This window comes from Flavobacterium sp. (assembly GCF_965657075.1).
In the GTDB taxonomy this organism is placed as follows: Bacteria; Bacteroidota; Bacteroidia; order Flavobacteriales; family Flavobacteriaceae; genus Flavobacterium.
In genome coordinates this window covers 1-13,473 of the sequence record NZ_CBFHMV010000036.1, presented here as the reverse complement: position 1 = coordinate 13,473, position 13,473 = coordinate 1, and the positions used below count along the sequence as shown (strand labels likewise).

Here is a 13,473-nt window from a genome sequence, read left to right as displayed (position 1 = left end):
ACTTTTAGACCCGGTGTATTAGCAAACCAGTTTTCAAAAGCTTGTGAATGTGTTGCTCCTAATTGTCCAGCAGAAGCCGTTGGACCTCTAAACACCATTGGCATTGGAAATTGACCCGCTGACATTTGACGCATTTTAGCAGCATTATTAATAATTTGATCGATACCTACTAACGAAAAGTTGAATGTCATGTACTCAACAATTGGACGACAACCGTTCATTGCCGAACCAACTGCTATACCAGCAAAACCTAACTCAGCAATTGGTGTATCAATTACACGTTTTGGTCCAAACTCATCCAACATACCTTTTGATGCTTTATAAGCTCCATTATATTCAGCCACTTCTTCACCCATTAAGTAAATAGATTCGTCTCTACGCATTTCTTCACTCATTGCTTCTGCAATAGCTTCTCTGAATTGTATCGTTCTCATATAATTTATTTCTAATAATAATATTGAAACGCAAAAATAGTAAAAAAATATTCCAATTTTATAATTCAGATTTAAATAAAAATGGATTTATCAACTATAACCTTTTCGTAAAATTAAATTTTAACAAAATTTATTATGCATGCATAGTATTTTTAAAACATTTTTTTGTAATTTCGTGGCATAAATACTCAAAACATACAAAATAAAATCGCTTCGATAAGATGTTTTTTTTTATAAAATTCAAAAAATTAAGCGAATGCATATGACAATTAAAAAACAATAAATTTTTAACTATGAAAATATTAGTTTGCATCAGCAATGTGCCTGATACTACTTCAAAAATTAATTTTACAAATGGCGATACTGAATTTGACACTAACGGAGTTCAATTCGTAATTAATCCTAATGATGAATTTGGCTTAACCCGAGCTGTTTGGTTTAAAGAACAACAAAGTGCAACTGTTACAGTCATTAATGTTGGTTTGGCTGATTCAGAAGCTACTTTAAGAAAAGCATTAGCTATTGGTGCAGATGATGCTATTCGTATCAATGCTAACCCAACTGACGGAATGTTTGTAGCTAATCAATTAGCTGAAGTTGCTAAACAAGGAAATTATGACTTAATAATCGCTGGTAAAGAATCTTTAGACTATAATGGTGGAATGGTTCCTGGAATGTTAGCCGCTTTTTTAGGATATAATTTTGTTAATTCTTGTATTGAATTAACTGTTGATGGTCCAAATGCCAAAGCAATGCGTGAAATTGATGGTGGAAAAGAGACTCTTTCAGCAACTTTACCTTTAGTAGTTGGTGGTCAAAAAGGATTGGTAGAAGAAAAAGACCTTCGTATTCCAAACATGAGAGGAATTATGCAAGCTCGTACCAAAGTAATTACTGTTGTAGAACCAACTAACAGCGAAACAGCAACAAAATCAGTTAAGTTTGAAAAACCAGCTGCAAAATCTGCTGTTAAATTGGTAAATGCAGACAACTTAGACGAATTAGTAAACTTATTACATAACGAAGCAAAAGTTATTTAATTACGAGTTATAAATTACGAATTACGAAATCTTTAAATCAAAAATTATGTCATTATTAATATACGCAGAATCTGCAGAAGGAAAATTTAAAAAAGTGGCTTTTGAATTAGCTTCTTATGCCAAAAAAGTTGCTGATTCATTAGGAACAACTGTTACTGCAGTTACAATCAACGCTGGTGCAACAACTGAATTATCCAATTATGGGGTTGATAAAGTATTAAAAGTATCCAACGATTCATTAACTAAATTTAACGCAAAAGCTTATGCTGATGTTGTAAAACAAGCTGCTGAAAAAGAAGGTAGCAAAGTAATCGTTCTTTCTTCAACAACAGACAGTTTATATTTAGCTCCTTTGGTTGCTTCACATTTAAATGCAGGCTTTGCGTCAAATGTTGTAGCTCTTCCAGAAAGCACAAGTCCATTTCAAGTAAAAAGAACTGCTTTTTCAAACAAAGCATTTAATTTAACCGAAATCTCTACAGATATAAAAGTGTTAGCTTTAGCTAAAAACTCTTTTGGTTTAATTGAAACAAATTCTTCTCTAACTGAAGAAGAGTTCAATCCAACTTTAAATGATGCAGATTTTTCAGTAAAAGTTGAAAACGTTGAAAAAGTGTCTGGTAAAGTAACCATTGCTGATGCTGAAATTGTAGTTTCTGCTGGTCGTGGATTAAAAGGTCCTGAAAATTGGGGAATGATTGAAGAATTAGCGTCTGTTCTTGGAGCTGCAACAGCGTGTTCTAAACCTGTTTCTGATATTGGCTGGAGACCTCATAGCGAGCACGTTGGACAAACAGGAAAACCAGTAGCCGCTAATTTATACATCGCAGTCGGAATTTCTGGAGCCATTCAACATATTGCAGGAATTAATTCTTCAAAAGTCAAAGTGGTTATAAACACAGATGCTGATGCTCCTTTCTTTAAAGTTGCCGATTATGGCATAGTGGGAGATGCCTTTGATGTTGTTCCAAAACTGATAGAAAAATTGAAAGCTTTCAAAGCAGCCAATGCATAAAAAGTAGTGTTCAAAAATAAATTATATTAAAATTAGAGTTATCTTTGTTTAGATAGCTCTTTTTTTTATTTTTGGAGCGAATGGTCTGGGCTTTTTTAGCTGTCATTTTCCTGCTATTCATTACAAACTTTTATTTTGTTTAAACAACAAAAAAAAGGTTTTTCATTACTATCAGGGCTATTAGAGAAATGTATTGATTATTTATTAATGTAAGGCTTGACTTAAAAATCAACTCTTAACTTACACAAAGAATGAGTTTAGTAAAATTAACTATAAAAGGAATATCCTACAGTCAAACACAAAATGGTGCCTATGCACTAATTTTAAATGAAGTGGATGGCGAACGCAAATTACCCATCGTTATTGGAGCTTTTGAAGCACAATCCATTGCAATTGCTCTTGAAAAAGAAATAAAACCTCCAAGACCTTTAACGCACGATTTATTTAAAAGTTTTGCAGATCGATTTGATATTGTTGTTAAACAAGTTATTATTCACAAATTGGTAGATGGCGTTTTTTATTCCAGCATCATTTGCGAAAGAGACAAAATTGAGGAAATTATTGATGCACGAACTTCCGATGCAATTGCATTAGCTTTGCGCTTTCAAGCTCCTATTTTTACTTACAAAAATATTTTAGACAAAGCAGGAATTTATTTGAATTCTAATCCTAACGAAGACGATATCGATGCTATTGAAAACGATGACATTTTATCAACTCCACAAGCTTTTGGTCAAGAAGATGAAGCTCCAAAAGGAGAAACTTTTAGTCAATTTACTGTAAAAGAATTATACGAAAAGCTAGAAGAAGCTGTTCAAAACGAAGATTACGAAAAAGCAGCTCGCATTCGTGACGAAATTTCAAAAAAAGAATCTTAACAAAACTCATCAAACAAAAATGTTTAAAAAAATAGTTTTCTTAGCAGCTGTATTTTTCAGCTTTAATGTCATTAGCGCACAAGAATTAGAAAAAAAATGGCAATTATCCAGTTCTGAAAATGATTATTTAGAACTTCAAAAAGGTTCTTACAAATTGCAAATAGTGAATGACAGTCTAAATCAAAAAGGAGATTATCTCGTTCAGGATAATTTCATTTTCTTGTTTGAAAACGGCTCTGACTCTCCTACTAAACGTTTTGTTATTGAAACAAAAACAGATTCTACACTAATAATCAAGAACAAAGGAAAAGCTTATTCTTTTTTCGCATCTAACAAAAAAGTAGCAAATACAACAAACGCTCAACTTATTAAAAGTGGAGGCGTTACTTTTACAAGTATTTGGAGAGGAATTTTAGGAATGATTTCCCTTTTAGCAATTGCTTATCTTTTTAGTGCCAACAAAAAATCGATCAATTGGAAAACGGTTGGTTTAGGAATTGCAGCTCAACTCATTTTAGCAATTGGAGTTTTAAAAGTGCCATTTGTAAAAGCAGCCTTTGAGTTTGTAGGAAATTTATTTGTTTTAGTGTTAGATTTTACACGAGCAGGAAGTGAATTCTTGTTAGGGGGCATGATGAATATTGAAAGTTTTGGATTTATTTTCTTATTTCAAGTTTTACCAACTATAATCTTTTTCTCAGCATTAACATCCTTATTATTCTATTTAGGAGTAATTCAGATAGTCGTAAAAGGCTTAGCAAAAGTTCTAACAAAATTGTTATCTATATCTGGAGCGGAAAGTTTATCCGTTGCCGGAAATATCTTTTTAGGTCAAACCGAAGCACCATTAATGATCAAAGCTTATTTAGAAAAAATGAATAAGTCGGAAATCCTTTTAGTAATGGTTGGAGGAATGGCAACTGTTGCTGGTGGAGTTTTAGCAGCATATATTGGATTTCTTGGTGGAAATGATCCAGTTTTAAGATTAGAATTTGCAAAACATTTATTAGCAGCATCTGTAATGGCTGCACCTGGAGCAATTGTAATTTCAAAAATGTTATACCCACAAACGGAAGTTATCAATACTAATGTAGAGGTTTCTAAAGAAAAAATTGGTTCAAATATATTAGACGCCATTTCAACAGGAACTACTGAAGGTTTAAAATTAGCTGCTAACGTAGCTGCCATGTTATTAGTTTTTATAGCATTTATTGCAATGATAAATTATACCCTTGGATGGATTGGCGGCTGGACAGGCTTAAATGCAGTTATAGCAGACAATACACCATACAAAGCATTCTCACTTGAAACTATTTTAGGAATTATATTTTCTCCTTTAATGTGGTTAATTGGTGTTGCCTCAGAAGACATGATGTTGATGGGACAATTATTAGGTGTAAAATTAGCAGCATCAGAATTTGTTGGATATATCCAATTAGCGGAATTAAAAAATATGTCAAGTAACATTCATTTTACTTATGATAAATCGGTAATCATGGCAACATATATGCTTTGTGGATTTGCTAACTTTGCTTCTATTGGAATTCAAATTGGAGGAATTGGATCATTAGCGCCAAACCAACGTAAAACTTTGTCTGAATTTGGATTAAAAGCCGTTATTGGTGGAAGTTTAGCCTCATTATTATCAGCAACTATAGCCGGAATGATCATTGGATAGTTTAGAAATAAGTAAAATATAAAGCAAACATATTGTGAAAACACATCAAATTTTATACATTTTAAGTATTGTAATCCTTTTTGGAATTTTTATGGTATTAGTTAACTTCCCAAACTCCAATAGAGCTGCACTTATTGCAGGAGCACTTTCGTTTTTTGGTTTTGGACTTAACATTGTTGGTTACTCTTTAAAAAGCAAAAGCAATTAAAGTTTAAATCTAAACCCTTTAAACACATAACCACATAAACTTTTAATATGCAACAATATCACGACTTAGTAAAACACGTTTTAGAACACGGAAACCAAAAAGGAGATCGAACTGGAACTGGAACAAAAAGTGTTTTTGGCTACCAAATGCGTTTTGATTTAGCTGAAGGATTTCCAATGGTAACCACTAAAAAATTACACTTAAAGTCGATTATATATGAATTGCTTTGGTTTTTAAAAGGCGATACTAATATTGAATATTTAAAAGAAAATGGTGTTAAAATTTGGGATGAATGGGCAGATGAGAATGGAGACTTAGGACCTGTTTATGGCTATCAATGGAGAAATTGGAATGGCGAAGAAATTGACCAAATTGCAGAGTTAATCGACACTTTAAAAAACAATCCAAATAGCAGAAGAATGTTAGTTTCAGCTTGGAACCCAAGTGTTTTACCTGATACTTCTATTTCTTTTGCAGAAAATGTTGCCAATAACAAAGCTGCTTTACCACCATGCCACGCTTTTTTTCAATTTTATGTGGCCGATGGAAAATTGAGTTGCCAATTATACCAAAGAAGTGCAGATATCTTTTTAGGAGTTCCTTTTAATATAGCTTCATACGCATTATTTACCATGATGGTGGCTCAAGTTTGCGATTTACAAGTAGGTGATTTTGTACATACTTTTGGTGACGCGCATATATATAACAATCACATGGAACAGTTGGAATTACAACTTTCAAGAGAATGCAGACCTTTACCTAAAATGAAATTAAATCCAGAAGTAAAAAATATTTTTGATTTCACTTTCGACGATTTTACTTTAGAAGGTTATGATCCGCATCCCCATATTAAAGGAGCTGTAGCGGTTTAAAACAAAATATCATAGAATAATATAAGCAAAAAAAACTCTAATAAATTAGAGTTTTTTTATGTTTAATATCACAAACTTATTGACAAAAAGAATCTAAATGTTTTTTCTTACCATTTCCACCCGTACCACAAGTTGGAATTGAATTAAAATCATAATAAACTCCTGTAGAGATTTGAATTTCAGTTTTGGTTAAAACACCATCGCCATCATCATCAACATCGGCATAATCTGGAATACCATCACCATCAGTGTCTAAATAAGTTCCATCTGCATTTATCGTAATTTCGTCTCTTGACAATATTTTATCTCTATCATTATCTCTAGAACGCTGTTTGATTAATTTAAAATTAAAAATTAATGGAGAATATGACGGAATTCCAGCCGTAGAAACGTTGTAATATCCAAAAGCTGAAGGCAAAAACATTACACCTGCACCATAATTACTAGGTACCAAATCTCCAGTTTGAGAATTAACAGATAATTGTCCAGGATTAAACAAGGAAATAATTTCTGACCAACCTTGAATAACTCCATCTAAAGTAAACCAAACAGGCACGTTAGAAGAGTCAAAATCAGTTTGTGTGGTAGTCTCAGTAGTTACATTATCAACTGTAGTTGAAGTTTTTTCAAATCTGGTTCCTTTATAAGTAACTAAAACTGAATCAACTCTCGAAGGTGCTAATTGAGAAACGTCACCCTGTTGCAACTTTAAATAATAAATCTTATAATCAACCTCATCTCTTGTAACATTTATGAATGTCAAATCTGGATGATTCATTACGGATGTTCCTGGGTTATCTGAAGAAATCTCTGTAAACGTCGTATTAAAATCAGCATCAACTTCAACTGAATGAGTCTCTAAAAAATCCTCAATTCTTGCCAAATCAATTGGATATTGAACAGCCACATCAACAGCAGGTGTAATTGCTGTTGCAGTATCATCCGATGGACAACCTGCAAAAACTGTTGCTAAAATTACAAAGCTCAATATCTTAAAAATATTCTTCATTCTTTTTTGATTTAAAAGTGGTGCAAGATACAATTTTGATTTATTTTTGTAATTATATTTAACATACATTTTAAAAATAAATGAGAATAGATAAATATTTATGGTGCATACGTTTCTACAAAACTAGAAACATAGCTACAGAAGCTATAAAAAAAGGTCATGTTACTGTAAATAATCAAACCGCAAAGGCATCTAGAGACATTTTTCCTTCTGATAAAATTACCATCAGAAAAGATCAAATCAACTATAAAATCACGGTATTAGATGTGCCTCAAAATAGAGTTGGTGCAAAATTAGTAGATCTATATCGCAAAGACGAAACTCCACCTGAAGCTTTTGAACATTTAGAATTATTAAAACTATCTAAAGAACATTACAGAGCAAAAGGTGATGGAAGACCTACCAAAAAAGACCGAAGAGATATAGACGATTACATTTGGGATGATGACAATTTAGAAAACGAATCTAATGAATAGAAAATATTGGGAAGAGAGGTATTTAAACAATGAAACCGCTTGGGATGTAGGTTGCATAACAACTCCACTAAAGAATTACATTGACCAAATTGAAAACAAAGACTTGAAAATATTAATTCCTGGAGCAGGAAATAGCTATGAATTTGACTATTTAATAGCTGAAGGATTTAAAAATGTTTTTGTGATTGATATTGCATTACAACCTCTCGAAAATATTAAAAAAAGAAATCCACATTTTGAAAAACATTTAATTCACAATGATTTTTTTGAACTTAGTGAAACCTTTGATTTAGTTATCGAACAAACTTTTTTCTGTGCTTTAAATCCTGAATTAAGAAATAAATATGTTCAAAAAATGAACGAGATCATTAAACCAAACGGCAAAATTGCTGGGTTGCTTTTTAATTTCCCTTTAACAGAAGTTGGACCACCATTTGGTGGCAGCTTTGATGAATACATGACCTTGTTTTCAGATTGTTTTTCAATTAAAACTTTAGAAAAATCATATAATTCTATTTTACCACGAAAAGATAAGGAACTCTTTTTTATCTTTGAAAAAAAATAAGCACCATGGAAAATATAATATTAAGAACTGACGAAATTCAGCATAAAATAAAAAGAATTGCTTATCAGATTTACGAGACTTTTGTAGATGAAGAAGAAGTTGTTTTAGCTGGAATAAGTTCCAATGGTTTTGTTTTTGCCCAAAAAATCGCAGAAGAATTAGATAAAATTACTCCTATTAAAATCACTTTATGTGAAGTTTTCATAAATAAAATAAATCCCCAAGACCAAGTAAAAACCTCAATACCTGTAGAAGATTATTCCAACAAAGGATTGGTTTTAATTGACGATGTCTTGAATTCAGGAACCACTTTAATTTATGGAGTAAAACATTTTTTAGACGTTCCTTTAAACAAATTTAAAACAGCTGTTTTAGTAGATAGAAATCATAAAAAGTATCCCGTAAAGGCTGATTTTAAAGGAATCTCACTATCAACTTCACTTCAAGAACACATACAAGTAGTTTTTGAAGAAAAGGAAATGTTTGTCCGATTAAATTAGACTTAAAATCTCGTTGACTATATCTTTTTTAGATTTATTATCCACATTTATCACGTGTTTCGCTTGATGATAATAATAACTTCTATCAAACAAATGTTTCGCTATGTAATCTTGTAATGCTTCGTCTGACAAATCCTTAATTAAAGGTCTATTTCCTCTCTTGTTTTTTAATTTTTCCGTTAAACAATTCACACTAGATTTTAAATAGATGGACAAAACATCTGCTCTTTGTAAAAGCAAATGATTATTTGAATAACATGGAGTTCCTCCACCTAAACTTAGAACAAATTCATCTGTTGTGTCCAAAATATAATGAAAAATTTCATGTTCTAATTTTCTAAAATAGATTTCACCTTGTTCTAAAAACAATTGATTGATCGTCATATTTTCTTTGTTTTCGATTAAATGATCTAAATCCAAAGAAGAAATTCTTACTTTTTTTATCAACTTTTTAGCTATTGAGGTCTTACCTACTCCCATATAACCTACTAAAACTATTTTCATAAATTATTTAACTTGTTTATAATTAGATATTTAAATAAAATCAATTAAAAAAAAACAAATTTATAATAAAATCCCATTGAATTCTAAATAATAGGTTTTATATTTGCACCCGCATTCAAGAAATAAAATGACTTGGTAGCTCAGTTGGTAGAGCACATCACTTTTAATGATGGGGTCCTGGGTTCGAGCCCCAGCCAGGTCACAAATTTACAACATATTGAATGCTTCGACTTGGTAGCTCAGTTGGTAGAGCACATCACTTTTAATGATGGGGTCCTGGGTTCGAGCCCCAGCCAGGTCACAAAAAAAGACGTTGCATTGCAGCGTCTTTTTTTTTAAGGCCATGTGGAGAAACGGTAGACTCGCCATCTTGAGGGGGTGGTGCTTGAAAAAGCGTGAGGGTTCAAATCCCTCCATGGTCACTTAAAAAGTGATGAATAATCATTTTGTTTACCTTTTTTTACATTTAACTACACAAACTAATTTTTTTTCACTACTTTTGTTTAACAAATTTTGAAAAAAAATGAACAGCGTAAAAAATATTTTTAGCATTAAAGACTTTGAGAACCTATCAGGGATAAAAGCTCATACTATTAGGATTTGGGAAAAAAGGTACAATATTCTTGAACCAATGCGAACGGATACCAACATCCGATGCTACGATATGAAAAACTTGCAAAAGTTACTGAACATTGTTGTGCTTCATAATTACGGATACAAAATTTCAAAAATTGCGTTATTATCTCCAGAAGAAATTCCTTTAAAAGTAAAAGAGATAATTTCTGAAAAAAGTGCTAAAATTCATGCTATAAAGTCTTTCAAGTTAGCCATGATGAATTTTGATCATACTATGTTTTTTAATACTTATAACGATTTATTAAAAGACAAAACGTTTAGAGAAGTATTTAATGACGTTTTTATACCTTTAATGGAAGAATTAGGGTATTTATGGCAAACAGATACCATATCACCTGCTCATGAACATTTCATCACTTATTTAATCAAACAAAAATTATTAAGTTTAACGGAGCAAATACAAAGCAGAGCTGCAACTAAAACAGATCGAGTTTACGTTCTATACCTTCCTTTGAATGAAATTCATGAATTAGGTTTAATGTACCTTAATTATGAATTTTTGGAAAACGGTTATCATACTATCTATTTAGGAGAAAGTGTTCCATTAGAAAGTTTGGTCGATATAAAAAACTATTTTGACAAAATAACATTTGTAAGTTACTTAACGGTTGAACCTACTGTTGAAAATTTACCTGCTTACATTCAAAAAATAGAAGATGATTTATTAAAAGATACCAATCATGAGTTCATGTTATTAGGCAGATTAACATTTGAAATCAATAAGTCTAAAATTTCTGAAAAAATAAAAATTTATAACTCTATTACTGACTGCCTTACAACTTTATAAAAATGAATAAGAAAATATCTATAATTGGTTCTGGATTTTCAGCATTAGCTGCAGCCTGTTATTTGGCTCAAAAAGGGAATGAAGTTATCGTTTACGAAAAAAATAGTACCATTGGAGGAAGAGCTCGTCAATTAAAAAAGGATGGTTTTGTATTTGATATTGGACCTACTTGGTATTGGATGCCAGATGTATTTGAACGATTTTTTAACGATTTCAATAAAAAACCTTCAGATTATTACGAATTAATCAAATTAAGCCCAGCATATCAGGTATATTTTGACAAATTAGATTTTGTTACTATTGCTGATAATCTTGATGAAATAATTGCTACATTTGAGACAATTGAAAAAGGAAGCGGAAAAGTACTTGAAAAGTTCATGAACGAAGCCCAAAGTAATTACAATATTGCTATTAAAGATTTAGTTTATCGTCCAGGAGAATCTCCTATGGAATTAATTACACTTGAAACAGCCCAAAAAGTAAATCAGTTTTTTAGTAATATCTCTAAAGATGTTAGAAAAAAATTTAAAAACATGAAACTAATACAAATTTTGGAGTTTCCTGTTTTGTTTTTAGGAGCTAAACCTAGTGATACTCCATCTTTTTATAGTTTTATGAACTTTGCAGATTTTGGACTAGGAACATGGCATCCAAAAAATGGAATGTACTCGGTAATTTTAGCAATGGAAACTTTAGCAAGAGAACTTGGTGTTAAAATTGAAACTAACGCTAATGTTGAAAAAATTATTGTTGAAAAAGGAAATGCAACTGGAATTCAAGTTAATGGAACAGTAGTAAAAAGTGATATTGTTTTAAGTGGTGCTGATTATCATCACTCGGAAACTTTATTGGATCAAAAAGACAGACAGTATTCAGAAAAATATTGGGATAAGAAGACATTTGCACCTTCTTCACTCCTATTTTATGTAGGATTTGATAAAAAAATTGAAAATGTGGAACATCACTCTTTATTTTTTGATGTTGATTTTGATGTTCATGCCTCTGATATATATGACAATCCGAAATGGCCTGATGAACCCCTATTTTACGCAAGTTTCCCTTCAAAAACTGACGAAAATTCAGCTCCAGAAGGAAAAGAAGCTGGAATATTTTTAATTCCATTAGCTCCAGGTTTAGAAGATAATGAGACAATAAGAGATGTTTATTTTGAAAAAATTATTACTAGATTTGAAAAATTAACAAATCAAAAAGTTAAAGAAAATATAATCTTTAAAGAGAGTTTTTGCGTAAATGACTTTATTAAAGATTACAATTCATATAAAGGAAATGCATACGGTATGGCAAATACCCTTTTACAAACTGCATTTTTAAGACCAAAATTAAAAAGTAAAAAAGTAAAAAACCTATATTTTACTGGACAATTGACTGTGCCTGGACCAGGAGTTCCTCCTTCATTAATTTCAGGAAAGTTGGTGTCTGATTTAATAGAAAAATATCAATAATAATGAAGACATTATTTGACAAAGTATCTAATGATTGCAGTGTAAAAGTTACTAAAGTTTACAGTACTTCTTTTTCGAGTGCTGTTAAAATGCTTGCACCTTGTATCAGACAAGATATTTATAACATTTATGGTTTTGTTCGTTTTGCCGACGAAATTGTGGATTCATTTCATGACTACGATAAAGAATTTTTATTTTCTAAATTTGAACAAGATTTAAGCGATGCGTTACTGCATAAAATAAGTTTGAATCCTATTTTAAATTCTTTTCAACATACCGTAAACAAGCACAATATTCCTCAGGATATGATTGATGCCTTCATGAGAAGTATGAAATTAGACTTGAGTAAAAGTGAATATAAAACTACCGAAGAATATCAAGAATACATTTATGGTTCTGCAGATGTTGTTGGTTTAATGTGTTTAAAAGTTTTTGTTAAGGGTAACGATGAAAAATACAATGAACTAAAAGATTCTGCAATGCGATTGGGTTCTGCTTTTCAAAAGGTGAACTTTTTAAGAGATTTAAAAGCTGATTTTGAAGACTTGAGTCGTACTTATTTCCCGAATACCGATTTAAATCAATTAGACGAAAAATCAAAACAAGAAATAATTGCTGACATTGAAAGTGACTTTGAAGCTGCTTATGAAGGAATCAAAAATTTACCTTTAGAAGCTAAGTTTGGAGTTTATACGGCGTATCGTTATTACAAAAAACTATTGAAAAAGTTACAAAAAACACCTTCTTTAGAAATAAAAAATACACGTATCAGAGTATCTGACTACCAAAAAATGCAACTTTTAGCCAGATGCTACGTTAAATATCGATTAAATATTATCTAAAATAAATTAAAAATGTTTTTACAAATAGTTGTTTTTATTCTTACATTTTGCATGATGGAATTTATGGCTTGGTTCACACATAAATACGTAATGCATGGATTTTTATGGAATTTACATGCGGATCACCACAAAAAAGATCACGATTCATGGTTTGAACGAAATGATGCTTTTTTTATTTTTTATGCTATTGTTAGCATCACTTGTTTTTATACATGGAGAGAAGGAATTTTTGATCTAGGATTGGCTGTAGGATTAGGAATTTTAGCTTACGGTTTAGCTTATTTCTTTGTTCATGACATATTCATTCACCAACGTTTTAAGTTGTTTAGAAATGCCAATAATAAATATGCAAAAGCTGTTAGAAGAGCTCATAAAATGCATCACAAACATATCGGGAAAGATAAAGGAGAATGCTTTGGAATGCTGGTTGTTCCTTGGAAGTATTTCAAAAATTAATTAAAAAAAGCTCCATAATTGGAGCTTTTTTAATTTATTGTCTTGTCCTGAAAAAAGTTGACTAAATATTAAATAATATGTCAACAAAAAAGAAAATTTCAAAAATTCCG

The 13,473-nt window shown here is 31.1% G+C and carries 15 protein-coding genes, 3 tRNA genes and 1 pseudogene; 16 read left to right on the top strand and 3 right to left on the bottom strand.

The genetic code is table 11. From position 1 onward, the window contains the following. Positions 1 to 434, bottom strand: a pseudogene (locus tag ACTF56_RS12425) (alpha-ketoacid dehydrogenase subunit beta); the annotation flags it as partial. Between the two features lie 293 nt (positions 435 to 727). Here ACTF56_RS12425 and ACTF56_RS12420 point away from each other — a divergent pair. The 6 genes from ACTF56_RS12420 (at position 728) to ACTF56_RS12395 (ending at position 6,125) form a co-directional block, all read left to right on the top strand. After that, positions 728 to 1,474 carry an electron transfer flavoprotein subunit beta/FixA family protein gene (locus tag ACTF56_RS12420; RefSeq protein ID WP_438967228.1) on the top strand — a complete coding sequence of 249 codons (747 nt, stop codon included), beginning with the start codon at positions 728 to 730 and terminating at the stop codon, positions 1,472 to 1,474. 46 nt (positions 1,475 to 1,520) lie between these two features. Further along, positions 1,521 to 2,489: an electron transfer flavoprotein subunit alpha/FixB family protein gene (locus ACTF56_RS12415; protein WP_438967227.1), complete on the top strand. Its 969-nt coding sequence runs from the start codon at positions 1,521 to 1,523 to the stop codon at positions 2,487 to 2,489. A 251-nt stretch (positions 2,490 to 2,740) separates the two neighbouring features. Further along, complete coding sequence (locus ACTF56_RS12410; RefSeq protein WP_438967226.1) at positions 2,741 to 3,367, top strand: bifunctional nuclease domain-containing protein; 627 nt, start codon at positions 2,741 to 2,743, stop codon at positions 3,365 to 3,367. Between the two features lie 19 nt (positions 3,368 to 3,386). Then, a complete protein-coding gene (locus tag ACTF56_RS12405) occupies positions 3,387 to 5,045 on the top strand; it encodes a NupC/NupG family nucleoside CNT transporter (RefSeq protein WP_438967225.1) in 1,659 nt (552 codons plus the stop codon). Between the two features lie 34 nt (positions 5,046 to 5,079). Beyond that, the gene (locus tag ACTF56_RS12400) at positions 5,080 to 5,253 is read left to right on the top strand and encodes a hypothetical protein (RefSeq protein WP_438967224.1); all 174 of its coding nucleotides are present in this window, start codon (positions 5,080 to 5,082) and stop codon (positions 5,251 to 5,253) included. Between the two features lie 47 nt (positions 5,254 to 5,300). Continuing rightward, positions 5,301 to 6,125: a thymidylate synthase gene (locus tag ACTF56_RS12395; RefSeq protein WP_438967223.1), complete on the top strand. Its 825-nt coding sequence runs from the start codon at positions 5,301 to 5,303 to the stop codon at positions 6,123 to 6,125. A gap of 76 nt (positions 6,126 to 6,201) precedes the next feature. Here the strand turns inward: ACTF56_RS12395 and ACTF56_RS12390 are convergent, their stop codons facing one another. After that, positions 6,202 to 7,134, bottom strand: a complete 933-nt coding sequence (locus tag ACTF56_RS12390; protein WP_438967222.1) for an FKBP-type peptidyl-prolyl cis-trans isomerase — start codon at positions 7,132 to 7,134, stop codon at positions 6,202 to 6,204. A gap of 80 nt (positions 7,135 to 7,214) precedes the next feature. Here ACTF56_RS12390 and ACTF56_RS12385 point away from each other — a divergent pair, with 80 nt between their 5' ends. The 3 genes from ACTF56_RS12385 to ACTF56_RS12375 are packed head-to-tail and all read left to right on the top strand — an operon-like array spanning position 7,215 to position 8,675. Further along, the gene (locus ACTF56_RS12385) at positions 7,215 to 7,610 is read left to right on the top strand and encodes an RNA-binding S4 domain-containing protein (protein WP_438967221.1); all 396 of its coding nucleotides are present in this window, start codon (positions 7,215 to 7,217) and stop codon (positions 7,608 to 7,610) included. Beyond that, complete coding sequence (locus ACTF56_RS12380; protein ID WP_438967220.1) at positions 7,603 to 8,175, top strand: methyltransferase domain-containing protein; 573 nt, start codon at positions 7,603 to 7,605, stop codon at positions 8,173 to 8,175. Before ACTF56_RS12385 ends, ACTF56_RS12380 begins: the two co-directional genes overlap by 8 nt. A gap of 5 nt (positions 8,176 to 8,180) precedes the next feature. Further along, on the top strand, positions 8,181 to 8,675 hold the full coding sequence (locus ACTF56_RS12375) for a phosphoribosyltransferase family protein (RefSeq protein WP_438967219.1): 495 nt from the start codon (positions 8,181 to 8,183) through the stop codon (positions 8,673 to 8,675). Here ACTF56_RS12375 and ACTF56_RS12370 read toward each other — a convergent pair. After that, a complete protein-coding gene (locus ACTF56_RS12370; RefSeq protein WP_438967218.1) occupies positions 8,667 to 9,179 on the bottom strand; it encodes a shikimate kinase in 513 nt (170 codons plus the stop codon). The genes ACTF56_RS12375 and ACTF56_RS12370 overlap by 9 nt on opposite strands. 129 nt (positions 9,180 to 9,308) lie before the next feature. Between ACTF56_RS12370 and ACTF56_RS12365 the strand changes: the two genes are divergently transcribed. The 7 genes from ACTF56_RS12365 to ACTF56_RS12335 all read left to right on the top strand — a co-directional run bounded on the left by ACTF56_RS12365 (position 9,309) and on the right by ACTF56_RS12335 (position 13,363). Next, positions 9,309 to 9,381: transfer RNA gene (locus tag ACTF56_RS12365), tRNA-Lys, on the top strand. Between the two features lie 26 nt (positions 9,382 to 9,407). After that, a tRNA-Lys gene (locus ACTF56_RS12360) sits at positions 9,408 to 9,480 on the top strand. Between the two features lie 38 nt (positions 9,481 to 9,518). Continuing rightward, positions 9,519 to 9,601 (top strand) — tRNA-Leu (locus ACTF56_RS12355). Positions 9,602 to 9,702: 101 nt separating this feature from the next. Further along, complete coding sequence (locus ACTF56_RS12350; protein WP_438967217.1) at positions 9,703 to 10,602, top strand: MerR family transcriptional regulator; 900 nt, start codon at positions 9,703 to 9,705, stop codon at positions 10,600 to 10,602. Positions 10,603 to 10,604: 2 nt separating this feature from the next. Continuing rightward, on the top strand, positions 10,605 to 12,065 hold the full coding sequence (locus tag ACTF56_RS12345; protein ID WP_438967216.1) for a phytoene desaturase family protein: 1,461 nt from the start codon (positions 10,605 to 10,607) through the stop codon (positions 12,063 to 12,065). 2 nt (positions 12,066 to 12,067) lie between these two features. Further along, positions 12,068 to 12,907, top strand: coding sequence for a phytoene/squalene synthase family protein (locus tag ACTF56_RS12340; protein WP_438967215.1), 840 nt, complete (start codon positions 12,068 to 12,070; stop codon positions 12,905 to 12,907). A gap of 12 nt (positions 12,908 to 12,919) precedes the next feature. Next, entirely contained in the window at positions 12,920 to 13,363 is a 444-nt protein-coding gene (locus tag ACTF56_RS12335; protein WP_438967214.1) for a beta-carotene hydroxylase, read from the top strand. The last annotated feature ends 110 nt before the right edge of the window (positions 13,364 to 13,473 follow it).